The organism is Arthrobacter sp. SPG23, from assembly GCF_000876655.1.
Lineage (GTDB): Bacteria > Actinomycetota > Actinomycetes > Actinomycetales > Micrococcaceae > Arthrobacter.
Genome location: NZ_JYCN01000017.1, coordinates 87,868 through 114,708, shown reverse-complemented (window position 1 = coordinate 114,708; position 26,841 = coordinate 87,868). Strand labels below are relative to the sequence as shown.

Below are 26,841 nucleotides of genomic sequence, written 5' to 3'. Positions count from 1 at the left end.
ACCTGGCTATTCCATTACTGGTTCGCGTTCAGGCCCCACGTTCCCTGGGGGCACGGACCGGTCTTTGCGCGCGTCTTTGCGGGCGTCTTTGCGCGCGCGAAGGACGAGCAATAGGGCCAGTCCTCCCGCGGTGACGGCGCCGAATCCGATGATGCTTGCCGAGATGCCGAAGGTTTCCGCGCCTACTCCCAGGAGGGCCGACCCGAACGGGGTGGTGCCGGCCATCAGCAACACAAACAGGCTCATGACCCTGCCGCGTAATCGGTCCGGCGCCAGTCCTTGGAGACGGGTGTTGACGGGCGTCGTAAACACCGTACCGCTGAGCCCTGCCAGTGCCATCAGCCCCAGACTCACCGGGTACACCTGGGAGAGGCCAAGAAGTACCAATATCAGCGCAAGGGCTGCGCCCGAGGCGATGACCCGGCGATCATTGCTGCCTCCCACTACCACCAGACCGATGCCTGCCACCAGGGAACCGGCACCGAACGCTGACATCAGCGCGCCGAAACCGACGGACTCCACGTTCAGCAGATCGCGGGCCAGCAGCGGCGCTGCGACCGGCCAGTTATAGCCGAATGTGCCCACCACGGCCAGTGCTCCGAGAACGAAAAGGAGCACAAACATCAGCATCGGCAGGAACTGCAAGGTGGTAATCATGCCCAGGACGGCCGCGGACCCGCTGATGTCCAGTACGAGCCAGGCCATCGCCACCATCTGCATCCACGTGCCCGTGCCGGAGATGAGTTGACCCGTCCAAAAGAGTGCGAAGTTCCGCACCCGCAGCACGCGCAAGAGATCAACGGCCCGCCTCGGCTGCGGAGTGCCGGGCGTCATCCCGGCCATCGAGGGTTCGGGACTGTCACGCGACAAAAAGAACCGCCCTTCCGCAGGGCACCTGGCCGGCTGCGCCCCCCTGTAATCGACGCATCGTATCTCGGGCCACCGGAGATCCCCAAGGGCCAAGAGCCCTTATTCCGGCGCCCTTTCTCCTCTTGCGCGGGGCCATTTTCCTGACCGGTTGACGGAAAACACACTTCTCACCCTGCTGCCGCTGTTCCGGGGTCGGTGATAGATCCGTGGCCCTTCGGCATCACGACCGCGAATTTCTGCGCGTACGCGTGCGGCAGCGTTTGAAGACAAAAAACCCGTCGTCGTGGAGAAACAGGGCTCGGCCTTTGCCGCCGTCTTGGAGGAGCCAGAGAAGGGATCCGTTCAAGGCCATCATGTCCACCGTCCCGGAGGCCACGATTTTTCCGTCCTTATGCAGTTCGATCTCGTCCTTTCGGGAAAGCCTGGTCCAGTTGGGTGTTGGTTCCAGTGGCGGAGTCATTGCCGGCGACGGGGATACGCGCGGACGCTTAGTCATGGGTAATCCTTGCGGTTGGCGGCTTTGGACATCTGTCTCGGCCCGGGTCATGCGGGTCCTCTTCTGTGGTCAGTGCAGTGGAGCGGCGCGCGTTGCGAATAGGCGATGATCCCGGTGATCATCATTCGCCGCCCCACTGCGGTCTGGCGCCGGCGGACTCCCTGTGTCAGCGCCGTCATTCTGGCTCCGGGCTTTCACTGGAAACCCTGGTCAATCCGGCGAGGTCGTTCTTGCCGTATAAGGCTGCGTCGCTGTTCGGCTACATAATGCCGGTGGGTACCAGCAGGACCCAGGCCAGGGCCGGGGCCACCAGCACCACTCCGCCGGCATAGGCCATTAGCTGCCGGTAGACGCGCTGCCTGTCGTTGTCGCGGGCGTTGGCTACCACCAGGGCACCGTCGGTGGAGAAGGGAGAGACATCCACCACCGTGGCAGCGATGGCCAGCGCCGCGACCGTTCCGGAGGCGCTCAGCGAACTGGTGGCCAGCAGCGGACCGGCCAGCGGAATGAATGCGGTCAGCAAAGCCGTGGAGGAGGCAAAGGCTGAGCCGACGCCGATGACGTAGCAGAGGACCAGGGCCACCAGCAGCGGTGCGCCCAGGGCCAGGGCCTGCTCGGCGAGGGTATCAATGACGCCCACGTGCTGGAGCAGTGAGACATAGGTGATCATGCCGGCAACCAGCAGGACGGTGGACCAGGAGACGCCGCCAATGAACGTCTGGTGTTCCTTGATGTTGACCAGCGCCAGCAGGAGTCCGGCGGAGAGGGCCACAAAGCCGATCGGCATGTGGAAGCCCAGGGTGCATACGAGCATCACCGCGATCAGGGTCAGCGTGAGGATCTGCTGGCCGCGGGGACGGCTGGTGCGGGTGGTGTCGACGTCGGCGTGCTGGCCGCCTTCACCGTCGCGCAACCGGCCGATGAGGGCGAACAGGACGATGGTGAGGACGGAGAGAATGAGGTTAAGGGCGAAGCTGGCAGTGAAGAGCGCGCCCTGGGAGATGGGAAATCCGTTCTTCAGGGCGATGTCGTGCACCAGCACGCCGGCCACGGACAGCGGGGAAAAGCCGCCGGCGTGGGCTCCGTTGATGATGAACGCGCCCATCAGCACGGGATGGATCCGGGACTCGTAGGCGAAGCCGATGGCCGCCGGTGCCAGCAGCGCGACCGCGGCCGGTGAAAAGGTGCCCAGCGAGGTCAGCGCGGCTGCGATCAGGAAGAACACCCAAGGCAGCAGCATCGTCTTGCCCCTGACGAGGCGCACGCAGTTCTGGACGATGATGTCGATGGTCCCGTTCCGCTGGGCCATGCTGAAGAAATACGTCACGCCGATGATCGTCAGGACGATGCTGGCGGGGAACTCCTCGAGGATCTGCTTATCCGACATTCCAAGCATGAAGTAACCGACGCCGAACGAGGCCACCAGCCCCATCACGCCGATGTTCAGAGGCCATTTGGTGGCGACGATGAACATGATGACGAGGATAACGAGCGGGATGATCTGGACAGCGGTCATGGAGTGCTCCGGTTCCGGGGTGGCCGAAGAGTTGAAGATATCACCACCCAGCACGATGGCAATTAATGTCAGGATCGCGAAACCGGCGGCCGCCGCCACCAGTAGGATACGGCGGCGACGGGTTGGACGCCGGGCGCCATTGCCCCCGGTCTCGCCCGCAACGACAGCGGTGCGGTGCTCAGTCTTGGTCATAATGGTCTCCTTTAGCGGGTGGCTCCGGCGAGGGCCGCAGCGACGGCGCTGCCGGGAACCTCGGGGAGATGGATGATGGTTGAGGCGATGGTGCGGGCCGTGCGGTCGACGCCTACGAGGAGGCTCCCGTTGTGTTCCTCGCTCCACGTCTCGATCACCCCGGCAGGGGTGCGGAGCCGGAGCGTGGCTGCCACCGTCCCGCCCGTGATGGTGTGCAGCACGGTGCCGGGGGTGCGGGCGGCCAGGGTCAGGGCAATGCTGCCGGTGATGGCCAGCGCCGGGTGGGGCTTGCCCATGGAGAGCATCATGACGTTGGCGTCGGCGTCGGGGTCGGCCGGGCCAGGCGCGGCCACGATGGCGAGCTTGGGGATGGCCCGGGCCGCCTCGGCTGCAGTGGGGACCAGCCCCATCCGCACCGCCGCCTGCCGCCGGATCTGCTCCAGGGTATCCAGCTGCAGTTCCACCGCGGCGCTCCAGTTGCCGTAACTGGTCAGGTCCAGGCCCAGATCCTCGGCCCGGACCATCACCACTGGCGCTCCGGCGTCGACCAGCGACACGGTCCAACGGGTTCCGTCGGCCGTGATGGTGTCGGTGGCCGCTCCGGTGGGCAACAGCGCCCCGGTGGTCTTCCCGGCAGGGTCGTGGAAGCCGAGGCCCACCGCGTAGCCAGGGAACGGCACGCCGGGCATCTGCGCGTCCGGAACGCCGGCCAGCTTGCCTCCGGGGGTGGCCACACGCTGGACGATGATTTGGTTGGTGTTGGTGTTGCGGGTGACAATCCGGGTGACGTCGCCGTTGGGGAGCACCCACCCTTTCTCGATGGCGTACAGCCCCACCACCGCCGAGCCGTTCCCGCAATTGCTGCCCCAGTCCACGGCCGCCTCTTCGATGCCCACCTGGGCAAAGGTGTATTCAACATCGACGTCGTCGCTGACCGGCCGGTGCAGGATCACGGCTTTGCTGGTGGTGGAGGTGGCTCCGCCTACGCCATCGATCTGGCGGGGGTCCGGGCTGCCGAACAGCCGCGGCAGCAGCACGTCAAGGCTGGCGCCGCCCTCTTGAAGATGCTTCGCTTCGAACACCCAGCACTTGCTGGTGCCTCCGCGCATCCATTGCGCTTCGATCTTCATGGGTTTCCCGCCTCTCCTCGTGCCTCAGATTTGGATGAGGACCTGAAAAGAGATTGAGCCAGATCACACTTTTAGACAATGTTGGATTTTCGAGGGGGGATGTAGAATCGCTTAACTCATAGTGGGCTGAAGGATTATTTCCCACCTTCTCAGCCTCCCTTGCAGGGAATAGAGCCCGATGTCGGGGGCAGAGGCCGCGTCCCAACAGGGAATGAATCAAATTCACAGAAGGGTGAAGCGTTGCTTAACGATGAAGGCCAGGAATTGTTCGACATAAGGCGGCTTGCTCTGCTGCTGGAGGTGGTGGAGCAGGGTTCCATTACGGCCGCGGCCGAGCTGATGATGTACACACCCTCGGCCGTCTCCCAGCAGTTGCGCAAGCTAGAACAAGAGGTGGGACAGCCTCTGCTCAACCGCCGCTCCCGCGGGGTAGTGCCCACCGAGGCCGGCCACGTGCTGGCCGGTCACGCCCGAAAGATCGTCTGGCAGATGCACGCGGCCCGGTCCGACCTGGGCCAGATTGCCGGCCTCAACCGGGGATCCCTGACCGTGGGTACCTTCCCTACCCTGGCCGGCTCCTTCCTGCCCATCGTCATCCGAACCTTCAAGAAGCGCTACCCGGCCGTCAACCTGTCTTTGCGCAGCGCCCGCTTCGATGAACTCGTGGCCGATCTGCAGTCCGGGGTCACCGGGCTGTGCCTGCTCTGGGACTACCCCTGGAATGCGTTCCGGGACGATTCCATCCGGGTAACAGAGGTCTTCCGGGAGAGCACGGTGATCCTGGTGGCCCGCAGCCACCCGCTCGCCGACCGGGAGCAGATAAGCATGGAGGACCTGCGCAACGAGTCCTGGATCGTGCGCGCCGAGGCCCACCCCGTAGTCGAGGTGCTGCAGCGCTCCGCCCACGACGCCGGGTTCGAACCGGAGATTGCCTTCCTGGCCAACGACTACCAGGAGGCCCAGGCCATGGTCAGCGTGGGAATGGGCGTAGCCATGGTGCCAAAGACTGCAGTGGCACTTCAGCATCCGGACGTAAAGGTGCTGAGCCTGGGGTCCGCCGCACCGCTGCGGCGGGTACTGCTGGCCCAGCGGGAGGACAAGGTCTACGCTCCGGCGGAGGTTGCCTTTCACTCCACCCTGCTGGAGATCGCCCGCGAACGGGCCGGCGACTACCTCTAGCTGAGCCGGGTCATGTGAGAGCGACACTTACCTGAAGGTGCCTATTGCACTTCAAAGTGCGTCATCCGGCAACGGAATTGTTCCCGTTCGGGGACGGTTGGCCATGACGGAAGGCGCGCCGCTCGGGGTGCCAGGTAACCAAGGAGAAGTTCATGTCCATTGTCATTGCAGGTGCCACCGGCCAGCTGGGACGGCTCGTCGTCAAGGAACTTTTGAACCGCGGCGTCCCCGCCGCCCATATCGTTGCTGCGGGCAGGTCCGCCGGGCAGCTCGCCGAACTGGCAGGGCACGGTGTCCACACCGCGTCGGTGGACTACAACGATCCGGCCAGTGTTGAGTCGGCGCTGGCCGAAGGCGATACCCTGCTGTTGATTTCCGGCAACGACATCCAGAGCCGGGCGGCGCAGCATGAGAACGTCATCGATGCGGCCGCGCGGGCCAAGGTTGCCCGCATCCTGTACACCAGCGTGCTGGCGGCCGACACCACCCCGGTGATCCTGGCGCCGGACCACGTCAAAGCCGAGGCCTACATCCGCGCCAGCGGACTCCCCTACACCTTGCTGCGCAACGGGTGGTACACCGAGAACTACGCCGACGCCCTGCTAGCAGCGCGCGAGACCGGAACACTGCTCGGAAGCGCCGGAAAGGGCCGCGTGGCCAGCGCCACCCGCGCGGACTACGCCGCGGCCATCGCCGCCGTCCTGACCACCGCCGGACATGACAACAGCACCTACGAACTGTCCGGGGACTACGCCTGGACTTACGAGGAACTGGCGTCAGCCTTCTCCGCGGTCCTCGGGCGCACCGTCTCCTACCGCCCGGTGAGTGCAGCCGAGCACGTCAGCGCCTTGGAGGCTGCCGGCCTCGACCCGGCAACAGCCGGATTCCTCGCCGCGCTGGACGGCAACATCCGCGAGGACGCACTGGCCCTCACCACCGGCGACCTTGCACGGCTGGCCGGACGGCCCACTACTCCCCTGGTGGACGGCCTGCGCCCGCTCGCCGGCTGACCGGCTTCGGCAGCGCGGTTGGCCCGCCCCGGCGGATAATGTCTTCCACAGCCAACTGCCAGCACAGTCGGGAGGGCCGGGATGAACACGATTCCGCGCATCACAGTGGAGGCGCCGGTGCTCAGCGTCGGATCCGGCCCTTCGGACTACGAAGGGCTGGGCCGCCACGTCCGGGCCCTGCGCAGGCAGCGGGGCCTGCACCTGACCCTGCTGCACGTCGGCGTACTGGACGACTTCGCCCGGGACGTCTCGGAATGGACCAAGGGCATCACAACCGTTGCAGCGGCTACCAGCGGCACGCTTGCCTGGCTGGATGGCCTGCCTGTGCTGGACGGCTTTTCCGGCACCGCCGCCCGGCTGATCCCGCTGGGCGGCGGCAACGTGTCGGGTCTTGCAATGGACGTCCCGGAGCAGGTCCACGAGTATCAGGTATCCCTGGTGCGGGCCCTGCACGAGCTGCTGGACATGCTGCTGGTGGACACCGTCGATGACTTCATTCTCAGCTCCCGTGCGCTCGGCTTCAGGTCCCCGCACTGGACACCGCACGTTGCCGTGGGCAGTCCGAAGATGCGCGGCAGCGGAGCGTGGGACATTGAACCGCTGGAGATTCAGTTCGGCCAATCACGCATCAGGAACCGTCACTTGCTTCCCGGCCCGGTGCAATAGTGTTCGTGAGAAGGTCCGTCGCGTCATAGGCGAGTTCAACCCGCTGAATAGGGAAACGCGTGCGGTCAGAACGACGGGACCGTAAACCCGAGGCCTAGCAGGCCGCGGCCCGCCTGCTCAAGGATCGGGTCCATCGCCAGGGTTGGATGGTTGAGGAGAACGTCCACGTCGCGCTGGATCTGCTGGAGCGGATTGGAAAGCCGGTGCGCGCTTCCGCCGGATCCGGCCATGATCAGACGCACGGCCTCGGCCGACGCGTTCCCGCTGAGGGCCAGCGCCAGCCGGAACCTGGCCCGTTCCTCGTCCGTCATTGTCATGGGCCGGCGCGTGGAGGAGGCGACCACCCGGATGGCTTCCTCCCACTGGAGGCGCGCGGTGGCAATAAGCCCGTGCGCCTGGGAGAACCGTGCCTGCGCGAGGGGGGAATCGGCCTGGCGGTTCTCAGGAGTGTTCTTGACCCTGCGCACCAGGATCCGCTCGCGGAAAAGTTCGACGGCGTGCTCGGCGGCTCCCAGGGCGGCGGCGGGTGCCACCAGGTTCAGGAGGGTGGCCATCGGCGTGTGGATAATGGGGTCCTGGTGGATCAGGCTACCCGGGTTGTCCGGGGCGCTGAGGGTGGCCCAGTCAATCGCCCGGTACTCCGGAACGAACAGTTCGTCTGCCCGGATGTCGTTGCTGCCGGTCCCCCTCAGTCCGGCGGTATGCCACACGTCCAGCAGCTCGACGTCGGACACCGGCACCAGGCACTGCAGCCGGACCTCCCCGTCCTGCACGGCCAGGAGGGCCCACTCCGAGTGCATGACTCCCGAGGCGAAGGTCCAGCGGCCCGAGATGGAGTACCCCCCGGGGACCTTGACAGCCGCCCCCACTGGGGCGCCGGTGGCAGCGGCCAAAGGAGCCGGTCCGCTGGCGAAGACCTCGTCCTGAACTTTCCGGGGCCACCGCGCGAGCATCCAGACGTGCTCGATGAGGTGCCCCACGGTCCACGCTGTGGAGGGGCACCCCCGGGCGAGCCGGCGAACAACCTCAACGTACGTCTCCACTCCAAGGCCGAGTCCCCCGACCGCCTTTGGGGAGAGCAACCGGAAGACACCCGCCTCCTTCAGGTCCGCCATCGTGGATTCCGGAAGGCGGCGGATCCGCTCGGTCTCCTCAGCGCGCTCCCGCAGGCGGGGAATAAGGGCGTCGACCCTGGCCAGTATCTCCTCGTGGCCGGGGACGGTCACGGGCGGAATGTTGAGGGTATGAGCGGTATGGTCCCGCTTGGCGGCGAGGTAGCCGTGGTTGGCCGGTGAAAGGTGGACGCCCGTGGGTACTTGTTCCGCAACGTCGATGCCCATGCCGGTGAGCTGGGCGGCTTTGTCCGGGTTGTTGGTGAGCAGGCGGACGGTGGTTGCGCCGACTGCGCCAAGCATTTGGGCGGCAGCCGTGTAGTCGCGCTCGTCCTCGCCGTGGCCCAGGGCTAGATTCGCCTCGTACGTGTCCAGTCCCGTGTCCTGCAGGGCGTAGGCGTCGAGCTTTGAGTACAGGCCGATGCCCCGGCCTTCCTGGCGGAGGTACAGGAGGAAGCCGCCGGCAGCTGAGATTTCTTCCACCGCTTCGCGCAGCTGCGGACCGCAGTCGCAGCGCTCGCTGCCGAACACGTCACCGGTCAGGCATTCGCTGTGCAGCCGGACCAACGGCGCCGAATGTGCCGACGGCGGATCCAGGAGCGTCCGCTCCCAGTCGCCCAGGGCGAGCAGCAGGTGTTCTTTGCCGTCGGCCAGCCCGTGGAACGTCAGCACCTCGGCGGTGGCCGTAAAGCCGTCAGGGAAGCGCAGCGGAACGGTGACCGTGCTGCGAACGGCAGCTGCGGGCAGTGCCGGAACAGGCGGCATGAGGGTCTCGGACACAAGGGTCATCTGGGGCCTCAGCATTCGGTAAGGGAAGTGGAAATTACTTGAAGATTGAAGTTAACCGTACCGCCGGTTAGTTAAGGATGCAAGTGATTTACCGGAGATAAAACTTCACATATGAAGTTTTTGGGATAGGCTGGCGGCATGGAAACCTCCGCGGAACCACGCTGGCTCAGCGACGACGAACGCCAGGCTTGGCTCGCGCTCGTGGGCGTGATGATGCGGCTGCCCTCGGCACTCGACGCCCAGCTGCAGCGCGACGCGGGGTTGAGCCATTTTGAGTACATGGTGCTCGCCGGACTGTCCGAAGCTCCCGGCCGGACGCGGCGGATGAGCGAACTTGCAGGCTTCACCGAATCCGGCTTGCCCCGCCTGTCACAGGTGGTGGGCCGTCTCGAAAAGCGCGGCTGGGTGCGCCGGTCCCCGGATCCCTCGGACGGCCGGATCACCCTGGCCACCCTCACGGACGACGGCTGGGCGAAGGTCGTTCACACGGCACCCGGGCATGTCGAAGCCGTGCGCAACCTCGTTTTTGATCCCCTCACCAAGGCACAGTCACGGCAACTGGGTGACATCGGCGGCCGGATCATGCACGCCATCGACACCACCTGCCGGCCCCGCGGCGCCGGTGGCGGATCAGCGGCGACCTAGGGGTTCTTCAGCAGGGCCACGTCGGAGACGAGGTCGATATGCTCCAGCATTGCCGCAGCCGCCGCTACAGGGTCCTGGGCCCTGATGGCGTCGGCGATCTTCCGATGGGAGGCGAGTGACTGCTCCGGGCGGCCCGGCTGTCCGAGCGATTCCAGCCGCGTTTCAAGGACCATTCCGGCGATGAATGTCATCAGCTGGGCCAATACGGCGGAGTGGGCGGCGGCAGTCACGGCCTGGTGGAACAGCTCATCGCCGTGCGCGCCCCGGCCGCCCGAGGCGACCTCCTCGGCCATTGCATCGAGCGCCTTGTCGATGGCCTTCATATCCTCCTTGCTGCGCCTCTCCGCGGCCAACTCGGCAAGCTTGACCTCAAGGGTGCTGCGTGCCTCCACGATCTCCGGCAGCCGGCTGCGGTGCTCGCGCAGCCCCTTGATCACGGACGGGACGTTGGGGCGGTAGACCAGCACGGCACCGGTGCCGTGCTGGACGTCGATCACACCGAGGACTTCCAGTGCCACCAGGGCCTGGGCAAGTGTGGCGCGTGAGACCCCCAGCCGTTCGGCCAACTCGCGCTCAGCAGGCAAGGTATCCCCGGGACCCAGCTGGGCAGCCTCGATGAAGTCCATGAGCTGCTCCACGAGCTGCTCATAAAGCCGGGGCCGCGAAACGCGGGTAATCTGCCGGGTTGCCGTCTGCTTAGCCATCTGCGTCCTTTCGAGAAGGTCCTAAATCCCAAGAGTACCGGAGAACTATTGACAGAGACACCTAGTGTCTAGGAGGCTAGGCCACTAAGCCAGTTGCAATTCCCACTATTCGATCCGGAGGAACAAAGACGTCCGCTCCCGTCCTGTCCATCATCATCCTGGCGGTGATGTTCCTGCTGGCCACGGTGCTGCCCCTCAACATGGGCGCCCTGGCCTTCGTCGGAGCATTCCTGCTGGGGTCGGTCGTCCTCGGAATGTCTACCAACGACATCCTTGCCAACTTCCCCGGCGGTCTATTCCTGACCATCGTCGGCGTCACGTACCTCTTCGCCATCGCCCAGAACAACGGCACCATCGACCTGATGGTCCGGGGCGCCGTGCGGATGGTTGGCAGCAAGGTGGCCCTGATCCCGTGGATCATGTTCGCTATCACCGCTGTCATCACGGCCGTCGGCGCACTCTCGCCCGCCGCCGTCGCCATCATCGCGCCGATCGCGCTCAGCTTCGCGGCCAAGCATAGAATCAATCCGCTCATGATGGGCATGATGGTGATCCACGGCGCGCAGGCCGGCGGTTTCTCCCCCATCGCCGTCTACGGCGTCACCGTCAACGGCATCATTGCCAAGACGGAACTGGAAGCCAGCCCCATGACGATCTTCCTGGCAAGCTTCATCTTCAACCTGGCCATTGCGCTGGTGCTGTTCCTCGTCCTGGGCGGAAACAAGTCCGGGTCCTCCGCGGGCGGCCGGCTGGTGGAACAGGCCGCCGAGAAGCGCATGGCCATGAGCGTAGGAGCCCGCACCGCAGGGGTAACCCTGCAGGGCTCGGGTACCGACATTTCCTCCGCACGCGTCTCCTCCAAAGGCACGTCAGGCTCCGGTGAGCACTCCAGCAACGCCTCTTCCAGCACCGAACAGCCGGCCGGCACTCCCCGTGCTTCCGTTCCCCAGCTCGTGACGATTCTCGGCCTGATCGCCCTCGCCGTGATTTCGCTGGGGTTCAAGGTGGACGTCGGCTTCGTCTCCATCACCATCGCCATGGTCCTGGCCCTGGTTTCCCCGGCCGCACAGAAGGGCGCCGTCAACAAAATCAGCTGGTCCACGGTTCTCCTCCTCTGCGGCATGCTCACCTTCGTGGGCGTCCTCGAAGAGGCCGGCACCATCACGTTTGTGTCGGACAGCGTTGCGCAGCTGGGCATGCCGCTGCTCGCAGCCCTGCTGATCTGCTACATCGGCGCCGTTGTCTCCGCTTTCGCCTCCTCCACCGCCATCCTGGCCGCCCTTATTCCCCTGGCTGTGCCGTTCCTGGCCTCCGGGGAGATCGGCGCCGTCGGGGTCATCGCCGCCCTCGCCGTGGCCTCCACGATCGTTGACGTCTCCCCGTTCTCCACCAATGGCGCCCTGGTCCTGGCCAACGCACCCGAAGACGTGGACAAGGACAGGTTCTACAAGCAGATCCTGGCCTACAGCGGCATCGTCGTCGTCGCCGGGCCCGCCATCGCCTGGCTGGTCATGGTGGCCCCGGGCTGGCTGTAGGCCGGCACGCAACAGCAGCAACCCAGGTATCCAGAAGCAAGAGAAGGAACCCCATGCAGAGCACTGAATCCAATCCCCAGGCAGAGGGTCCGCTGTCCGGCTACCTCGTGGTGGACCTGAGCCGCGCCCTGGCCGGCCCGCACGCAGGAATGATGCTCGCCGACCTCGGCGCCCGGGTCATCAAGGTGGAGAACCCCGGCACCGGGGACGACACCCGGGGCTGGGGCCCGCCCTTCGTGGGCCCGGAGGACGATCCGCAGGCGACGTATTTCCTGTCCTGCAACCGCAACAAGGAATCCATCGCCCTGGACCTGAAGGCCGACGACGGGCGGACAGTCCTGCGCGAACTGCTGGAACGCGCCGACGTCGTCATCGAGAACTTCCGCCCCGGCGTCCTGGACCGGCTTGGCTTCTCCGCTGCGGAAATGCACGCGCTGAACCCGGCACTGGTGATCCTGTCGATCACCGGATTCGGACACGACGGGCCGGAATCCCGGCGCAGCGGCTACGACCAGATCCTGCAGGGCGAAGCCGGCCTGATGTCCCTGACCGGTTCCGGGCCGGACGACCCCCAAAGGGTGGGTGTTCCCATCGCCGATCTGCTCTCGGGCATGTACGGCGCGTTCGGGACGCTCGCCGCCCTGCTGCAGCGCGAGCGGACCGGGCAGGGCCAGATCGTGCGCACCTCACTGCTTGCCGCGCTTATCGGGGTGCACGCGTTCCAGGGCACCAGGGCCACGGTGGCCGGCGAGGTCCCGAAGGCGCAGGGCAACCACCACCCCTCCATCGCCCCCTACGGACTGTTCCACTGCCGGCAAGGACGGGTCCAGATCAGCGTGGGCAGCGAAAAACTCTGGAACACGTTCGCCGCCACGTTCGGAATCGACGCAGCACGTCCTGAGTTCGGCAGCAACGCGGACCGGGTGCGCAACCGCGAGAAAGTCATCGAAGAGGTGGAGCAGGCATTCTCCGATTACGAGGCGGAGGAGCTCCTCGCCAAACTCAACGACGCCGGAATCCCGGCCGGCAAGGTCCGCACCCTGGACGAGGTGTACGCCTGGGAGCAGGTCCATTCGCAGGGCCTGGTGATCGACGTCGACCACAAAATCCTGGGCACCGTCAGCCTGCCCGGCCCGCCGCTGCGGTTCTTCAGCTCCGCCGACACTGCAGAAACGACCCTCACCACGCACACCGCACCCCCGCTGCTGGACCAGGACGGGGAGCAGATCCGGCAGTGGCTTGGACTGCTGCCCGCCGGCACAAAAGGCACCCCGGCCGGCCCGGAACAGGAAGGGCGCTGACCATGCTCGCAGAACAGAAAGTCCGGCACCTGGATGCCGCCGGGCTCATCACCGCCGTGCTGGATCCCGGCTCCTACCGGAGCTGGGACGCTCCGGTGGTTGACCCGGATCCCGGTGCGGAGTACCGGCAGGAGCTGGCGGCGGCCCGTGCCAAGACCGGCGTGGACGAATCCGTCCTCACCGGCGAAGGCCTCATCCGCGGCCGGCGCGTAGCGGTGATCGTCAGCGAATTCCGCTTCCTCGCCGGTTCCATCGGCCAGGCCGCCGCGGAACGCATCGTCACCGCCGTCGAACGGGCCACCCGCGAAGGTCTGCCGCTCCTGGCGGGCCCGGCGTCGGGCGGTACCCGCATGCAGGAAGGAACCATCGCCTTCCTGTCCATGGTGAAAATCAGTGCCGCCGTCCGCGCCCACCGCCAGGCGGGCCTGCCCTACCTCGTGTACCTGAGGCACCCCACCACCGGAGGGGTCATGGCATCCTGGGGTTCCCTCGGCCACATCACCGTGGCTGAGCCCGGGGCCCTCCTCGGCTTCCTGGGACCACGGGTCTACGAGGCCCTCTACGGCACGCCGTTTCCGGAGAACGTGCAGGTGGCGGAAAACCTTTTCGACAAGGGCCTCATCGACGCGGTGGTCCCGCCCTCGCAACTGTCCGACGTCGTGGACCGTGCCCTCGGCATTTTGGTCACCGGCCCGCATGCCCGGATTGAGCCGCCGAAGACCCTTTCGGTCAAACCGTCCGACGCCGGCGCCTGGGAATCGATCGAAATCTCCCGGAACCCGCGGCGGCCGGACCTGCGCCAGCTGCTCGCCTACGGCGCCCGCGATGTGCTGCCGCTCAACGGCACCGGGCAGGGGGAAAAGGACCCCGGTCTGCAGCTTGCCCTGGCCCGCTTCGGCCAGGAATCCTGCGTGGTCATCGGCCACACCCGGCCCAGGCCCTCGCAGCAGACCGCGATGGGACCGGCGTCGCTCCGTGAGGCCCGTCGCGGCATGCGGCTGGCCGAGGAGCTGGGCCTGCCGCTGTTGACAGTCATTGACACCGGCGGCGCGGCGCTGTCCAAGGAAGCCGAGGAGGGCGGCCTGGCCGGCGAGATTGCCCGGTCCCTGCACGACATGATCGGGCTGAACTCCCCCACCGTCTCGGTCCTGCTGGGTCAGGGCGCCGGCGGCGGCGCGCTTGCCCTCCTGCCCGCGGACCGCACCATCGCCGCCCAGCATGCGTGGCTGTCCCCGCTGCCGCCCGAAGGCGCCAGCGCCATCGTCCACCGGAGCACCGACTTCGCGCCGGCCATGTCCGAAGCACAAGGCGTCAACGTTGCCGCCCTGTACGCCAACGGGCTGGTGGAGCACATCGTGGACGAACGCGGGGACACGGGACACAGCGATGCGGCCCTCGAGGGAAGGGCGTTCTGCCGGCGGCTGGGACAGGCCATCGAATACGAACTCGCCACGTTGTCTTCCGTCGGGATCAACGCGCTGCTCCCGTTGCGGCTGGCAAAGTACCGGAACCTGGGCGGCCTTTTCGCCGGGTGATCCCCGGCGGATTACTCCGGTGTCCCCGTCTGCTTCACCGCGTGATCGTGGACAGGGACGACCGGTGGAAATCCGTCCGCCACACATCGAGGTCCCGTCCCGTCCCGTCGGTGACAACGTATTCGGGCCAGCGGTCGAAGGCCGAGCAGGGGTGGGAGATGCCAAAGTCCACCACATCCGTGACCTCCAGTCCCGTCACGCCGGTGAGGACCGCGTGATGGTCGAAGAGGCTGCGCACAGCAGCGGTTGCCCCGACCTTCGGGGCGCCGTCAGCGGTTTGGACGGACAGGACCAGCGGCAGACCGGCGTCGTACGGAAGGTCCCGCTTGCCGGCACCGACGACGGCCATCCCGTCCTCGGGGGTGGACAGCACAACGGCGCGGACTGTCAGCGCAGGGACGAGGCCTGGCACGGGGCTGACGCCGGCATATGTACCGTGGTCGTGGGTGACGTAGCAACCCGAACGGAGGATCCGCCGTGTTCCGGGCACCTGGCCGGCGTCCGGGAGGTATTCCGCCACGCGGTCCGGGAACGCAGAGCCGCCCATGGAGTAGACCGGCGCGGACGTTTCAAAAAACGGCGCGACGTCCAGGTAGACATCCCGCACCAGCCGGCAGTGCCGGTCAACGGCGGCGATCGTCTCCTCAGCCCTGCTGTTGGGCACGACGCCTTCGTACCCGGCGACTCCAACGAGCCTGAGGCCGGGCGCGGCGCGGACCAGCTCGGCGAGCTGAACGGCCTCCTGGCGGCTGCGTACCCCCGTGCGTCCGCCCGGCGTCCCGACGTCGAGCAGTACCTCAAGGGCGACGTCAGCCCCGGCGGCGAACACCTCCGCTGCCGCGTTGACACCGGCAGCGGAGTCCACGAAGCAGCGGATTTCGCGCCCGGAATCCTCGCCCAGACAGTCACGGATCCGTGCCAGGCCGTACCGGTCGACGACCTCGTTGGCGATGAGGACGTGCTGGTGTCCCCAGCCCAGCGCAGAGGCGACCTGGTCCACGGTGGCTACCGTTACCCCGACGGCCCCGGCGGCCAGCTGTCGGCCGATGATCGGTGCGGACATGGTGGTCTTCACATGCGGGGCGAGGTCCACCTGACGTTCCCGGCACCAGGACGCCATGACGCGGATGTTGTTGTCGAGGGCCTCAAGATTGAGCCGAAGCTGCGGATACGGCATGCTCCCGGGCCGAAACTCAGTGGTCATCTATTCACAGCCGTCAGCAGCCGGACCGGCGCTCCGCGGAGCCAGGCCTGCACATCGTCGAACGCGCCGCCGTAGAACTCCCGGTAGCTTTGCTCCGTGACGTAGCCCAGGTGCGGCGTCAGGACGGTCCGTGGTGCGGATAGGAGCCGGTGGCCCGCGGGAAGCGGCTCGAGGTCGTAGACGTCAAGGGCTGCTCCGCCGATCCAGCCTTCGTGCAGTCCCCGGATGAGGGCGTCCTCGTCGACCAGGGGCCCGCGGGAGGTGTTGACCAGCACGCCCCGCGCCCCCAGAAGGCGGAGTTGCTCCTCCCCGACGACGCCCCGGGAGCGTTCTGAGAGCCGCACATGCACCGACACCACATCCGCCTCCCGGAAGAGTGCGTCTTTGCTGACCCTCCTGACTCCCGCCTCAGCGGCCGCGTCAACCGTGAGGTTGGGGCTCCAGGCGATGACGTCCATGCCGAACGCCTGTCCGTACGCGGCGACCCGACGGCCGATTTTGCCCAGGCCCAGCACTCCCAGGGTCTTACCGGCGAGCTCAAAGCCAACGGTGGACTGCCAGCGGCCCTCCCTCAGCCTCCGGTCTTCGAACGGAATGCTGCGTGCAAGCGCCAGCAGCAGGCCCCACGTCAGTTCCGGTGCCGCCGTCGGGGAGCCGCCGGTCCCGCACACCACAACGCCCCGTTCCTCAGCTGCCGGAAGATCAATGGACTGGTTCGCCATCCCGGTGGTCACCAGCAGTTTCAGGTCAGGCAGTTGCGCCAGGCGGTCGCGCCCGAAGGCGGTCCGTTCCCGCATCGCGATGATGATGTCGAACCCGCGCAGGCTGGCCGCCGTGCTGGCGTCGTCCCGAAACGGCTCGGTGAAGAAGGTGACCTCGACGCCGTCGGCTGCGAGCTGCTCCCAGGGCGCGTAATCCCGGGCGACAGACTGGTAATCGTCCAGAATGGCGAGGCGCATGTATGGATCCTTCGGCGTAGGCAGCGTGCGGGCACTGCAGTCAGGCTACCGTCACGTTGCATCGGAGGAGAACATGCGGGTGGCCCCCACACTGCGTTGCTGGGGGCCACCGGTCCGGTTATGCGCGCTGGAAGATGTTGAGGATGTTGCCCTCCGTATCCAGGAACCACGCAGCTTTGCCCACGGCGTTGGTGGCGATGCCGTTCTCAGTCTTCAGTCCCGGGAAGTCGTACTCCTCGAAAGTGGCGCCGCGCCCGCGCAGTTCTTCGACCTCGGCTTCGATGTTGTCCGTCATCCAGCCCATCTGGGTGTTCTTTGCAGTGCCCGCGTTGTCCGTCTGGTACAGCAGGAAAGTTGTTCCATTGCCGCAGCGGTACATCACATTTTCGTCGTCCATGACCTCCGGGTCGTCCAGCCCCACGACGTCACGATAGAAGTCACGTGCCCGGGCAATGTCGATGGCAGGGAGGACCGCAGCGATTTCACGTTCCTTGAGCATGTCGAAATCTCCTGATTTTGAAGCGGTCGAGATGCCCGCCCCGAAGGCGGCGCCTGCGAGGCGGCTATGCCGGCTCCCGCCGGCTCCCGGCTGTTTTCGATGGGCCGGGACGGCGCCGGGGAGGCCTTGTCACGGCTTTTTCAACGGCTGCCGTCCGGGTCTCCCCAGCGTTCATACCGCCATTATGGCCGCAGTTCGGCCTCCGGGATATAGCGGGAAAGTGGAGGACGACGGCGGAAGTCACTTCCGCCGTCGTCCTCCGGAATAGCCGGACTCAGCGCCGCGGTTTGACCACCATCGCGGAGCCGCCGCCGCGCCGCACGGGCTCAGCCGCAGCGACCATACGCCCGTCGGGCCTGAATTCAATGGCGGTCGCCGCGCCGATCTCGGCCGCCGAAGTGAACGCATCGCCCGACGGCGTGAATTCGTGGCCCAGCGGTTTCAACTGCGCACCGTAGGCTTCGATGAACGCGGGCTCGGCCGTAACCTTGGCAGTGTTGCGCTGGGAAGCACGCGGCGCAGCGATCGCATCGGAGATGTTCATGCCCAGGTCCACGCGGTTCAGGATGGTCTGCAGGACTGTGGTGATGATGGTTGATCCGCCAGGCGAGCCCAGGGCCAGGAACGGATCACCGTCCTTCAGGATGATGGTGGGCGACATCGACGAGCGCGGCCGCTTCCCCGGCTGAATCCGGTTGGGGTCTTTCGCGTCGTAAACCGTGGAGAAATCGGTCAGTTCGTTGTTGAGCAGGAACCCGCGGCCGGGCACCACAATTCCGGAGCCGCCGGTCTGCTCGATGGTCAGCGTGTACTCCACCACGTTGCCCCACTTGTCCGCGACTGTCATGTTCGTTGTGGAGATGTTCTCGGTGTCCTTCTCGTCGGCGGGCGCCGCAGTGGCGGCCGGGCACGCGCCGTCGTACGACGCGATATCGCCCGGTGCGACGGGCTTCACGGCGGCCTTGTCCAGGTCTATCTGGCAGGCGCGTTCCTTGCCGAACACCGGGTCCGTGAGCTCTTCGGTGGGAACATCCACGAATGCAGGGTCACCCACGTACTTGCCCCGGTCAGCAAAGGCGAGCGCACTCGCCTCAAGGTAGGGGTGCAGGGCACCGGGGCTCCGGCGGTTGGGCTTGCGCATCTCGGCAGGGCCGAACGTCTCCAGGATATTCAATGCCTCGCCCACGGTGGTGCCGCCGCTGCTCGAGGGCGCCATACCGTAGACGTCCAGTCCCCGGTATTCCACGTGCGTGGGGTCCTGGTCCAGGGCTTCGTAAGCCGCCAGGTCCGCAGTCTCCATGTAGCCGACCGGGATGGGCAGTGCCGTGCCGGCGGTCTTCGGCGGGGCCTTCACCGTGGCTACCATTTCCTCCGCGAGCGGGCCCTGGTAGAAGCCCTCCGTGCCTTCCTCAGCGAGGAGGCCGTAGGTCTCGGCAAGATCGGGGTTCTTGAAGACACTGCCGACGGCGGGGGCGTCGCCGCCGGGGAGGTAAAGGCTGCTCGTCGACGTGAACGCCGCGAAGCGTTCCTCATTGTCGAGAGTCTGCTGGCGGAAGGTCTCATCCACGACGAAGCCGCGGGTTGCGACCTTGATGGCAGGCTTCAGGGCGTCACCGAGGTCCAGCGTGCCCCAGCGCTCGAGCGCTCTCTCCCAGGTGGCCGGGGTACCGGGCACGCCCACCGAGACGCCGCTCGTGACGAGTTGGGGAGTGAAGGGGTAGGGCTTGCCGGTCCCGGGATCGATGAACGCGTCGTTTGGCATCCCTGCCGGCGCGGTTTCGCGGCCGTCGATAGTTCCCACCTCGCCGGTCTTGGCATCGTAGAAGACGAAGTAGCCGCCCCCGCCGATCCCGGCGCTGTACGGCTCGGTCACGCCCAGGGTCGCGGCTGCGGCGACGGCGGCATCCGCCGCGTTGCCGCCGTTACGGAGCACCTCAATCGCTGCCGCGGAGGCCTCCGGGTCGACTGTGCTGACCGCACCGCCATAGCCCGTGGCGGTGGGCTCCTTCTTGATCTCCGTCGGATCGGCAAACGCGGGGCTCATGACAGCGCCGCCCGTCACGCTCATGGCCAGGGCCGCCGTGATGGCGGCAATTCGACGTCTCACCTTAGGCATGGTTGCTCCCGAGTCAGGGTGGTGCGAGTGGGTGAGGGTCACGTTACTCCGGCCCGGAGTGACACTCAACACTAAATCCCTTGCGGGGTGAGCGCGGCTGGGGCCGCTCAGCGGGGCGGGAGCCGCTTCGCCGGGCCGTGGACACGGTGCCGGCAGTACGTCGAACGCCTGCAGCGGAATGCCGCGCAGCAGACGCCGAATGTTACCTCGCACCACGCCGCACCCTGTTCCAGCGAATCGGCGGCGCTCACCAAGTGATCGATCCGGGCGTTCACAACTCGTCTGTCTCGTCCGTCTTTACGGGGACGTTGGCCAGATCGGCCGGGGATCCCTGGCGGCGGCTCGCTACCAGGAAGGGCACGGAGACCAGTTGGATCAGGCCGCCGATCGCCAGCGAGGCCGCGTAGCCGTAGGCATCGGCTGCGCGGCCGAGCAGAGGCTGCACCACCACGCCGCCGCTAGAGCCGATGAGTGAGTCGAAGCTCAGCACGGTTGCCCGCTGTTTCGAGGCGATCATGTCGTTGAGGTAGGCCTGCCGCACGGGGACGCCCGCGGCGTCCACCACCGCCCAGAGTGTCAGCAGGGCCAGCGCCGCCCAGAACATCCGGGTGAACCCGAGCACCACCAAAATCAGTGCGGCAAGCCCGACGCTAATGATCAACACGGTGGTGCGCTTTCGCACCAGGCGCCGGATCCGCGGCGCCAGCCAGCCGCCGAGCACCTCGGCTCCGGCCACAACTGCCGCCGCCAGCCCCGCCACGGAGTAGGCCTTAGGGTCGCCAAAGAGCTCCAGCAGGTAGGGCTGCAAGGCATAGAAAACGTAGATCCCGACGCCGGCGCTGAACGGCGCGGCCAACATCACGTAACGCACGGGCGGGTTCTTCAAACCGTTCTCGATCGAGGCGGCAAGGACGGTACGGACCGCCCGCACCGGGTGGGCCGAACGCTCCGGCGTGAACCCGACGTCGTGCATCAGCCGGAAGGCCACGATGAACATCGCCAGCAGCACCCCTACTCGGATCAGGAACGGCACACCGAGGTTCGTAACCTGCGCGATCACGCCGCCAGCCACCGAACCCACGAGCATCGCAACACCCGACACCATCACTCCGCGCCCGAGCACCGCCTCGAGGCCGCCTTCGTAGCCCGAGAAACGCAACGCGTCCACCAGCCAGGCCTCCACCGCGCCCGAGAAAAAGGTGAAGCCCAGACCGAGCAGGACCGACACCAGTGCCCACCACCAGAACGTGGCGGAAAGCTGCCAGAGCAGATAGTAGAAGTAGGTGGATACCGCCAGGGTCACCGTGCCGAGCAGGAACGAAACGCGGCGCCCCCAGCCGTCGGCAACCACCCCGGTGGGAACCTCGAACAGCACCATGCCCGCCGTGAAGAAGGCATTCGCGGCGAAGGCCTCGAGGTTACTGAGCCCGGCATCCAGCAGGAAGAGGGTGTTGATACCCCAGATGAAGGAAGCCGCAACGGTATTGCCCAGCGTCAACGTGAGATAGATGCGCTGAATCCTTCGGGCGGCGGCGCTCATCGCGTTGACGTCCCCGCCGGGGCGAGGTGGGAGCACGAGCCTATTCTCGTCCCCTCGGCCTGCGTTCACCAGTGCCCGTGCGGCTGCGACCCGGGGCAGGCTCCACCCACCGTGCTAGGCGAGGCGGCTCCGGACGATCTCGCTGACGGTCTTGCCGTCAAAGCGACCCGCGACCTTGGCTGTGACCGGCTTCATCACGGCGCCCATCTGCCGCATGGACGGCTCCTGGCCTTCGGCCTTCAGCCCGGCGATGGCCTCGTCGACAATGGCCTCCACCTCGTCCCGCGTCAGTGCTTTGGGCAGGTAGGCCTCGATGACCTCGGCTTCGGCGATTTCCGCCGCAGCGCGATCGGCTTCGCCGGCTTCGGTGTAGATCTTCGCTGTGTCGCGGCGTTTGGCCGCTTCCTTCTGCAGCAGGCCGGTTACCTGGGCGTCGTCCAGTTCGATCGGGGTCTTGCCCGACTTCTCGCGTGTTTCGATCTCGCCGAGTACATTGCGCACCGTGGTGAGCGCCACCTTGTTCCGGTCTTTCATGTGGATCACGACGTCGCCGTGGAGGCGTTCTTTGAGCGTGGTCATGGTGTTCTCATTCCGTTGGCTTTGCTTCCATTGTCCCTGCTCGGTGCCGCCCTGACAGCTGCACTCTTTGACCGCATGTCAGCACAAAGTCTTGACTCCTTTATTAGAGCGCTCTAACGTTGGTGGCAGCACGTGACCTGGCGCACTCGCCGGGACCCCCACCGACGGTCCAGTTGGACGGGACAAACGATCCGAGGAAGTCAACAATGTCGTTGCACGCAGCACACCCCACCGCACCGGGGAACAAACCCGGCTCCAAGCATCGCGGGTATCTGACCCGCCTTACTGTCATCTCCACTCTCGGCGGCCTTCTCTTCGGCTACGACACCGGGGTTATCTCCGGCGCATTGCTCTACATGCAGGATTCACTGAGCATGAGCCCGGTCGAAGAAGCCACCGTGGTCAGTGCCCTGCTGTTCCCGGGTGCGGCGGTCGGCGCGCTGAGCGGTGGCAGGCTGGCCGATACGCTCGGCCGCCGCGGCACGCTCCTTGTTTGCGCGCTGCTCTTCCTTGTCGGCGCCCTGGGTTGCGCGATTGCACCGACTGTCGGCTTCATGGTTGTGGCCCGAGTTATCCTGGGCCTCGGCGTTGGAGCCGCAGCCGTCACCTGCCCCCTCTACCTGGCAGAAATGGCGCCGGCACACCTGCGCGGCCGCATGGTCACCATCAATGAACTCATGATCGTGACCGGCCAGATGCTTGCCTTCGCCATCAACGCCCTTCTTGACACGCTGATCCATGATCCCGAGGTCTGGCGCCTCATGCTGGGCGTGGCCTCCCTCCCCGCAATCGCCCTGCTGATCGGCATGCTCATCCTACCGGAATCGCCCCGCTGGTTCGCGATCCGGGAACGGTTTGCGGACAGCCGTCGCATTCTCGACCTCAGCCGCAGCCCCGAGGAAGCCGATTTCGAATACAAGGAAATCGTGGAATCCGCCACCACCGCAAAGACTGAGCGCTCGCACGCATGGCGTGACCTGAAGAACAATCCGTGGATGCGCAAGCTGCTGTGGATCGGCATCGGCCTGGCCGTGGTCCAGCAGGCAACCGGCATCAACACGGTGAACTACTACGCACCCACCATCCTGGAGCGCAGCGGACTGGGCGTCAGCGCATCACTGGTAGCCACCGTCGCGGTGGGCGTGACTTCGGTGCTGATGACCGTCCTCGGCATCTACCTGCTCGGCTTCATCGGGCGGCGCCGCATGCTTGTCATCGGGTTCTCCGGCGTCGTCGCCTCCCAGGCGATCCTCGCCGTCGTCTTCATGCTGCCGCAGTCGGATTTCGTCAGCTACACCATCCTGGCCGCCATGATGCTGTTCGTCGCTTTCGTGCAGTGTTTTATCGGCACCTGCGTCTGGCTCCTCCTTTCGGAGATCTTCCCGATGGCCATCCGCGGCTTTGCCATGGGCATCGCAGTCTTTGCCCTCTGGACTGTCAATGCCGGCATCTCCTTCCTGTTCCCGATCCTCGTTGTGGCATTGGGCTCGACGGGAACGTTCGCTGTGTTCGTCCTGGTGAACATCGCTTCCCTGGTCTTCGTGTCCAAGTTTGTTCCCGAGACCATGGGACAGTCGCTGGAAGAACTGGAGGTGCACTTCCGCACCGGCAGCCTGCCCGTCATCGCGCCCGCAACGGCGCCGGGCGCGAAGGCCGCGGCCAACTAGGGTCCGCCCATCTCCCCCAGCCAGACAACCATGTCGATCGCGGCCGGGGCGGCAGAGTGCCGCCCCGGCCGCGATACGCTTACCTGCAGAAAGCGGCCGATCGTCCGGGAGTGAAGTGAAGCACCAGGAAGCGTCCAAACGCGCCACGATATACGACGTCGCGAGGGTGGCCGGTGTCTCCCGCGCCCTCGTTTCGCTGGTGCTGCGGGACTCCCCCAAAGTCAGCGCGGAAAAGCGGCAGGCTGTTGCCGAGGCCATCGCAGAACTCGACTACCGACCCAGCAATGCTGCCCGTTGGCTGGCCAGCGGACGTACCCGCATTGTCGGGGTACTGCTGGATGATCTGGCAAATCCCTGGTTCGTGGAACTGCTCGACGGGCTGCAGAGCGTACTCGGCGAGCAGAACCTGCGCATGGTCCTCAGCGATCCGACCTACCTGGCCCGGCCGGGCGAGAGCCCGGTGTCTGCATTCATGGAACTCCGAGTGGACGGGCTCATTATCGCCGGAGACGTGCAGACCGACGACGACCTGTTGCGCGCCACCGCGCATACCCCGACCGTTGTTGTCGGGGCACGCGCATTCGAGCTTCCCTCCGCGGACCTCGTCACCAACGACGACGTCGCCGGGGCGCGTATCGCCGTCGAACACCTGATCAGCCTCGGCCACAAGGACATCGCCTACCTCACTGCGTCCACCGGCTCAGCCGCCTTGCGGGCCAAGTCCTATCAGGACACGATGGCCAGCCATGGCCTCCAGGAGCAGATCCGCGTGGTGCACACGGACCTGAGCGAACATTCCGGCTTCGAGGCAATGAACAGCCTCATCGACAGCGGGCGGCCACCCACGGCGGTGCTCGCCGCCAACGACGTCCTCGCCGTCGGGGCGCTCTCGTCCGCAGACGACCACGGCATGCGCGTCCCCGCACAGCTCTCACTCGTCGGCTATGACAACACCTACCTGGCCGGAATCCGGCACCTTTCCCTCACGAGCGTTGACCCCGTAAGCCGTGACGTCGGCGTTCGCGCTGCCCGGCTGCTCCTCGAACGCATGGCGGAGCCCTCCCTGCCCCAACGCACCGAAGTGCTGACCCCGCGCCTGGTGGTCCGCAACAGCACCGCGCCGGCATTGACGCACTGACGTTAAACGGCCGACTCGCTGCCCACGAAAAGGACCCTCATGGCTCGCATTTTCATCACCGGCTCGACGGACGGACTCGGCCTTGCCAATGCCCGGACGCTTCTCAACGAAGGCCATGAGGTCCTGCTGCACGCCCGCACCAGGGAACGCGCGGCCGCCTTGGATGAAGTCGCGCCGCAAGCGGCCGGCGTCGTGATTGGTGACCTCAGCAGCGCCGTCGAAACCCTGGACCTCGCCGAGCAGGTCAACGAGCACGGGCGGATGGACGCCATCATCCATAACGCCGGCGTCTACCTCCCGCATGGACGCGTTTCGACTCCGGAGGGACACTCCCGCACCCTGGCCGTCAACGTGCTCGCCCCCTACATACTCACCGCACTGATCCAGCGGCCCGGCCGCCTGATCTACGTCAGCAGCGGCATGCACCTCGGGGCCGGCGGCAACCTCCGCGACATCGAGTGGACCGAACGGCGCTGGAATGCCAGCGCGGCGTACTCCGAGAGCAAGCTCCACGTTTCCGCGCTCTCCGCCGCCGTCGCCCGGCACTGGCCCGACGTGCTCAGCAACTCCGTTGACCCCGGCTGGGTGCCCACCAGGATGGGCGGTGCCAGCGCCCCTGACGACCTCGCCATGGGCCACGACACGCAGAGCTGGCTCGCCGTCAGCAATGACCCCGCTGCCTTGATGTCCGGCAAGTACTGGTACCACCGCCAGCAGCGGGACCCCGCCCCGGAAGTCAACGACACCGATTTCCAAGACCGGCTCACTGACAAACTCGCCGAACTCAGCGGCATTACGCTCTTCTGAAAAGACGAAACGACTCAACCGTTCCTTCGCCCGTCAGAAAGCCCTCAGTGCCGTCGGTCCAGCGCGTCGAGAAGCCGCTTGACTGAGCCGCCAAGGTTCCATTCGGTGGCCAGACTTTCGAGGTCCGCGCGCGAGTCGCCGACTATAGGGTGCAGCTGCGCGCCCGCCTCCTCGAGGGTCGGCAGCCCGAGGTCGCGAACGACGTTCACGACGGCGGGTGCCACTGTGAGGTAGTCCGTGGCCGCTGCGAGTTTCGCCCGTACGGGCGCGGACAGCCCGCTCTGCGAATCCGCCGCCGCCTCGAGCAGGAGTTCGAGGGTGCCGTACTCCCCGAGCAGCGACGCGGCGGTCTTCTCGCCGATGCCGGTGACGCCGGGCAGCCCGTCGGAGGTGTCGCCGCGCAGGATCGCGTAGTCGGCATACTGCTCGGGCAGCACGCGGTACTTGCCGACGATTACCGCGTCGGTGACGACCTCGAGGTTCCTCATGCCGCGCGCGGTGTAGATCACCCGCACGCCGCGGTCGTCGCTGACCACCTGGAAGAGATCGCGGTCTCCCGTGACCACGTCCACCGGAACGCCGGCCTGGCTGGCATAGGTGCCGACGACGTCGTCGGCCTCATGTTCAGCAGCCCCCACGACGGCGATGCCGGCGAGCTCAAGCACGCGACGGATCATCGGGATCTGCGCTTCCAGCGCTTCCGGCACCACTTCGATGTCGGGACCACCGGCCACTATCTCTGCCACCCGGTGCGACTTGTAGCTCGGGATGAGGTCCACCCGCCACTGCGGACGCCAGTCATCGTCCCAGCAGGCAACGAGGTGCGTCGCCTGGTAATCCGTGGTGAGCCGCGCGATCATGTCGAGCAGGCCGCGCACGGCGTTCACCGGAGTGCCGTCGGCGCGGCGGATCGTGTCGGGCACGCCGTAGAACGCGCGGAAGTACAGAGAGGCAGTGTCCAGCAGCATCAGGCGGTGGGGCATACCTGATCCTGACACGGATGGGCTCCCTTGAGAATCCGGTTGGCGCCCGGGATCCAGTTCAGAGCTCCCGGTAGTAATTTCAGAGCTCCCGGTAGTAATACAGCATCGGCTCCGTGCCGTTCGGCTCCGTGTTGCTGAACCCGCGCGCTTCGTAAAATCGGCGGGCGTCAATGTCCTCGCCGTCGATGACTACGTCGTCCCCCGCCAATAACAGCGAGAGCCGCGACGTCAGTTCGGCTGTGCCCGGGGTGGGCGTCTCGAACTCGGTGTTGAAGTCGTGGAGCAGTTGGGCAACCGTCGCGGCATCTGCCGGAGTGGCCCGGCGTGGCGTCCCGGCGTTGGCAGAGTCATCGGAAGTCACGGCTTCATCATGCTCGGCACTTCGGCCCGCGTCCACCGTTGCCATTGCGGCTAACTGGCCGGCTTCACGACGTCCTCCAGCACCGAGCGGTCGAAGAACCGGACCTCGCCCGTCTCCTCGAAGAACACCGGTACCACTGATGTACTCGGGTCTTTGGACGTTTCGTAGATTTCGGGCGCACCGCCATGCTTCCGGGCAATCGTTCCAACCAGCTCGGTACCCCGAACCCGGACGGTTCGATATTTGTAGCTCATGTTGACTCCTTCGTCGACTAAGGCCCAACCCTACTCCCCAGGCCCGTCTCCAAG

Annotated in this window: 25 protein-coding genes; 10 read left to right on the top strand and 15 right to left on the bottom strand. The window is 66.2% G+C overall.

What is annotated here, in order from left to right:
- Window positions 1–6 precede the first annotated feature (6 nt).
- The 4 genes from TV39_RS10365 to TV39_RS10350 all read right to left on the bottom strand — a co-directional run bounded on the left by TV39_RS10365 (window position 7) and on the right by TV39_RS10350 (window position 4,204).
- Window positions 7–870 carry an MFS transporter gene (locus TV39_RS10365; protein WP_144406387.1) on the bottom strand — a complete coding sequence of 288 codons (864 nt, stop codon included), beginning with the start codon at window positions 868–870 and terminating at the stop codon, window positions 7–9.
- Between the two features lie 220 nt (window positions 871–1,090).
- Window positions 1,091–1,366: a hypothetical protein gene (locus TV39_RS10360; protein ID WP_144406386.1), complete on the bottom strand. Its 276-nt coding sequence runs from the start codon at window positions 1,364–1,366 to the stop codon at window positions 1,091–1,093.
- A 259-nt stretch (window positions 1,367–1,625) separates the two neighbouring features.
- Entirely contained in the window at window positions 1,626–3,074 is a 1,449-nt protein-coding gene (locus TV39_RS10355) for an SLC13 family permease (protein WP_043481316.1), read from the bottom strand.
- A gap of 11 nt (window positions 3,075–3,085) precedes the next feature.
- On the bottom strand, window positions 3,086–4,204 hold the full coding sequence (locus TV39_RS10350; RefSeq protein WP_043481314.1) for a PrpF domain-containing protein: 1,119 nt from the start codon (window positions 4,202–4,204) through the stop codon (window positions 3,086–3,088).
- A 240-nt stretch (window positions 4,205–4,444) separates the two neighbouring features.
- Between TV39_RS10350 and TV39_RS10345 the strand changes: the two genes are divergently transcribed.
- From TV39_RS10345 to TV39_RS10335, 3 genes are all read left to right on the top strand, one after another.
- Window positions 4,445–5,383, top strand: a complete 939-nt coding sequence (locus TV39_RS10345; protein ID WP_043481313.1) for a LysR family transcriptional regulator — start codon at window positions 4,445–4,447, stop codon at window positions 5,381–5,383.
- A 152-nt stretch (window positions 5,384–5,535) separates the two neighbouring features.
- Window positions 5,536–6,393 carry an SDR family oxidoreductase gene (locus TV39_RS10340; RefSeq protein WP_043481310.1) on the top strand — a complete coding sequence of 286 codons (858 nt, stop codon included), beginning with the start codon at window positions 5,536–5,538 and terminating at the stop codon, window positions 6,391–6,393.
- Window positions 6,394–6,474: 81 nt separating this feature from the next.
- Entirely contained in the window at window positions 6,475–7,059 is a 585-nt protein-coding gene (locus TV39_RS10335) for a hypothetical protein (protein ID WP_043481308.1), read from the top strand.
- A 65-nt stretch (window positions 7,060–7,124) separates the two neighbouring features.
- Here the strand turns inward: TV39_RS10335 and ribA are convergent, their stop codons facing one another.
- On the bottom strand, window positions 7,125–8,960 hold the full coding sequence (ribA, locus tag TV39_RS22800; protein WP_043481305.1) for a GTP cyclohydrolase II RibA: 1,836 nt from the start codon (window positions 8,958–8,960) through the stop codon (window positions 7,125–7,127).
- Window positions 8,961–9,098: 138 nt separating this feature from the next.
- On the opposite strand from ribA, the gene TV39_RS10325 reads away from it, so the two are divergent.
- Window positions 9,099–9,605 carry a MarR family winged helix-turn-helix transcriptional regulator gene (locus tag TV39_RS10325; RefSeq protein WP_043481303.1) on the top strand — a complete coding sequence of 169 codons (507 nt, stop codon included), beginning with the start codon at window positions 9,099–9,101 and terminating at the stop codon, window positions 9,603–9,605.
- On the opposite strand, the gene TV39_RS10320 is transcribed toward TV39_RS10325, so the two are convergent.
- Window positions 9,602–10,309, bottom strand: coding sequence for a FadR/GntR family transcriptional regulator (locus TV39_RS10320; RefSeq protein WP_043481301.1), 708 nt, complete (start codon window positions 10,307–10,309; stop codon window positions 9,602–9,604). The two genes, TV39_RS10325 and TV39_RS10320, sit on opposite strands and share 4 nt — an antisense overlap.
- Before the next feature lie 107 nt (window positions 10,310–10,416).
- Here TV39_RS10320 and TV39_RS10315 point away from each other — a divergent pair, with 107 nt between their 5' ends.
- The 3 genes from TV39_RS10315 to TV39_RS10305 are packed head-to-tail and all read left to right on the top strand — an operon-like array spanning window position 10,417 to window position 14,680.
- On the top strand, window positions 10,417–11,844 hold the full coding sequence (locus TV39_RS10315) for an SLC13 family permease (protein WP_268747765.1): 1,428 nt from the start codon (window positions 10,417–10,419) through the stop codon (window positions 11,842–11,844).
- 53 nt (window positions 11,845–11,897) lie between these two features.
- The gene (locus tag TV39_RS10310) at window positions 11,898–13,145 is read left to right on the top strand and encodes a CaiB/BaiF CoA transferase family protein (protein ID WP_043481295.1); all 1,248 of its coding nucleotides are present in this window, start codon (window positions 11,898–11,900) and stop codon (window positions 13,143–13,145) included.
- Between the two features lie 2 nt (window positions 13,146–13,147).
- Complete coding sequence (locus TV39_RS10305) at window positions 13,148–14,680, top strand: carboxyl transferase domain-containing protein (protein WP_043481291.1); 1,533 nt, start codon at window positions 13,148–13,150, stop codon at window positions 14,678–14,680.
- A 34-nt stretch (window positions 14,681–14,714) separates the two neighbouring features.
- Here the strand turns inward: TV39_RS10305 and TV39_RS10300 are convergent, their stop codons facing one another.
- The 6 genes from TV39_RS10300 to TV39_RS10275 all read right to left on the bottom strand — a co-directional run bounded on the left by TV39_RS10300 (window position 14,715) and on the right by TV39_RS10275 (window position 21,577).
- Window positions 14,715–15,884: an alanine racemase gene (locus tag TV39_RS10300; protein WP_235347344.1), complete on the bottom strand. Its 1,170-nt coding sequence runs from the start codon at window positions 15,882–15,884 to the stop codon at window positions 14,715–14,717.
- On the bottom strand, window positions 15,881–16,843 hold the full coding sequence (locus TV39_RS10295; RefSeq protein ID WP_043481290.1) for a D-2-hydroxyacid dehydrogenase family protein: 963 nt from the start codon (window positions 16,841–16,843) through the stop codon (window positions 15,881–15,883). The genes TV39_RS10300 and TV39_RS10295 overlap by 4 nt, the downstream gene beginning before the upstream one ends.
- A gap of 118 nt (window positions 16,844–16,961) precedes the next feature.
- Window positions 16,962–17,342 carry a VOC family protein gene (locus TV39_RS10290; RefSeq protein WP_043481289.1) on the bottom strand — a complete coding sequence of 127 codons (381 nt, stop codon included), beginning with the start codon at window positions 17,340–17,342 and terminating at the stop codon, window positions 16,962–16,964.
- 274 nt (window positions 17,343–17,616) lie between these two features.
- Window positions 17,617–19,458 carry a gamma-glutamyltransferase gene (gene ggt, locus TV39_RS10285; RefSeq protein WP_043481286.1) on the bottom strand — a complete coding sequence of 614 codons (1,842 nt, stop codon included), beginning with the start codon at window positions 19,456–19,458 and terminating at the stop codon, window positions 17,617–17,619.
- 271 nt (window positions 19,459–19,729) lie between these two features.
- Window positions 19,730–20,998 (bottom strand): MFS transporter, encoded by a 1,269-nt coding sequence (locus TV39_RS10280; RefSeq protein ID WP_200891000.1) that lies wholly within the window; start codon window positions 20,996–20,998, stop codon window positions 19,730–19,732.
- 114 nt (window positions 20,999–21,112) lie between these two features.
- A complete protein-coding gene (locus TV39_RS10275) occupies window positions 21,113–21,577 on the bottom strand; it encodes a GatB/YqeY domain-containing protein (protein ID WP_043481281.1) in 465 nt (154 codons plus the stop codon).
- 206 nt (window positions 21,578–21,783) lie between these two features.
- Between TV39_RS10275 and TV39_RS10270 the strand changes: the two genes are divergently transcribed.
- The 3 genes from TV39_RS10270 to TV39_RS10260 all read left to right on the top strand — a co-directional run bounded on the left by TV39_RS10270 (window position 21,784) and on the right by TV39_RS10260 (window position 25,189).
- Window positions 21,784–23,244 (top strand): sugar porter family MFS transporter, encoded by a 1,461-nt coding sequence (locus tag TV39_RS10270; RefSeq protein WP_043481280.1) that lies wholly within the window; start codon window positions 21,784–21,786, stop codon window positions 23,242–23,244.
- Between the two features lie 115 nt (window positions 23,245–23,359).
- Window positions 23,360–24,382 (top strand): LacI family DNA-binding transcriptional regulator, encoded by a 1,023-nt coding sequence (locus tag TV39_RS10265; protein WP_043481279.1) that lies wholly within the window; start codon window positions 23,360–23,362, stop codon window positions 24,380–24,382.
- Window positions 24,383–24,421: 39 nt separating this feature from the next.
- Entirely contained in the window at window positions 24,422–25,189 is a 768-nt protein-coding gene (locus tag TV39_RS10260; RefSeq protein ID WP_043481277.1) for an SDR family NAD(P)-dependent oxidoreductase, read from the top strand.
- Window positions 25,190–25,233: 44 nt separating this feature from the next.
- Here TV39_RS10260 and TV39_RS10255 read toward each other — a convergent pair whose 3' ends face one another.
- From TV39_RS10255 to TV39_RS10245, 3 genes are all read right to left on the bottom strand, one after another.
- A complete protein-coding gene (locus tag TV39_RS10255) occupies window positions 25,234–26,172 on the bottom strand; it encodes a 5'-3' exonuclease (RefSeq protein WP_200890999.1) in 939 nt (312 codons plus the stop codon).
- 79 nt (window positions 26,173–26,251) lie between these two features.
- A complete protein-coding gene (locus TV39_RS10250; RefSeq protein ID WP_082049672.1) occupies window positions 26,252–26,533 on the bottom strand; it encodes a hypothetical protein in 282 nt (93 codons plus the stop codon).
- 50 nt (window positions 26,534–26,583) lie between these two features.
- Window positions 26,584–26,787, bottom strand: coding sequence for a hypothetical protein (locus TV39_RS10245; RefSeq protein ID WP_043481273.1), 204 nt, complete (start codon window positions 26,785–26,787; stop codon window positions 26,584–26,586).
- Between the last annotated feature and the right edge of the window lie 54 nt (window positions 26,788–26,841).